The organism is Nonomuraea sp. NPDC050451 (genome assembly GCF_044458585.1).
On the sequence record NZ_JBITHZ010000118.1, the window covers coordinates 1 to 1,325 of the forward strand.

General features: G+C 67.5%; 1 protein-coding gene. It reads right to left on the reverse strand.

The window, feature by feature from the left end; translation table 11 throughout:
* Positions 1-30 precede the first annotated feature (30 nt).
* Positions 31-1,253, reverse strand: a protein-coding gene (locus ACIBI9_RS67905; protein WP_397239701.1) for an IS3 family transposase whose coding sequence is annotated in 2 segments (ribosomal slippage) — positions 31-974 and positions 974-1,253 — 1,224 coding nt in all. Because the reading frame shifts where the segments join, the coding sequence is not laid out codon by codon here.
* Positions 1,254-1,325 lie beyond the last annotated feature (72 nt).

Sequence of the window (1,325 nt, forward strand, 5' to 3'; positions counted from 1 at the left end):
TGAACCGCGCCGGGTCTGTTGGAGACCGGGTTATCTGGCTGGGGCGAGAGTAACTGAGTTGATCTCTGCGCGGTAGAGGGCTTCGTATTCGAAGGGTGGAAGATCCTGGCAGGCGCTGTGGAGCCGGCGGTTGTTGTACCAGTCGACCCATTCCATGGTTGCGAGTTCGACGTCGTCCAGGCCTTTCCACGGGCCGCGGCGGTGGATCAGTTCGGTCTTGTACAGCCCGATGGTGCTCTCGGCGAGGGCATTGTCGTAGCTGTCCCCGCGCGAGCCCACGGAGCTGACCGCGCCGGCGTCGGCGAGCCGGTCGGTGTAGCGAATCGACAGATATTGAGACCCGCGGTCGGAGTGATGTACCAGCCCGTCCAGCGCATCTGGCCGGCCGCCGCGGCGCCAGATGGCCATCTCCAGCGCGTCCAGAGGCAGGTCGGTACGCAGATGGTCGGTCAGCCGCCAGCCGACGATCATCCGGGAGAACACGTCGATGACGAACGCGGCGTAGACGAACCCGGCCCAGGTGTGGATGTAGGTCAGGTCGGCAACCCATAGCCGGTTCGGCGCGGGCGCGGCGAAGTCCCGTTCGACCAGGTCGGCCGGCCGCGGGCACAGCGGCTCGGCGATGGTGGTGCGGCGCTTGTGATCACCTCGGACCGCGCCGGAAAGTCCTAACCGGCGCATCAGCCGCGCGACCGTGCAGCGCGCCACGGCCACGCCCTGGCGGTTGAGCGCCTTCCACATCTTGCGCACCCCGTACACCTCGAAGTTGTCGTTCCACAGCCGGACGATCTCGGCCGTCAGCTGCTCATCGCGCCGCTGCCGGGCCGACGGCGGCCGGTCCTTGGCCGCGTAGTACGTCGAGGGAGCCAGTTCGAGCGCCTGGCAGATCGGCTCGACGCCGAACTGTTCGCGATGAGCGTCGATGAAGGCGACTATCTGGGCGGTCGGGGGTCGAGTTCCCGGGCGAAAAAAGCAGCCGCTGACTTCAGGATCTCGTTGGCCCGGCGCAGCTCACGGACCTCTCGCTCCAGCTCGGCGATCCGCTGCGCGTCCTCACTAGAGGTCCCGGGCCGTTGCCCACCGTCGATCTCCGCCTGGCGCACCCAGCTGCGCAACGCCTCGCGGTGCACGCCGAGCTGCTGGGCCACCCGGGCGATCGCGCCGGGCGACTGGCCGGTCTGCTCCCGGACCTCAAAGACCATCCGCACCGCACGCTCACGAAGTTCGTCGGGGTACTTCCTGGGGGCTGGCATCGCGTGTGAATCTCCCTTCCGCCAGCACGATCATGCTGGCTTCAGGGCCTCCAACCAACCCGGACTGGTTCA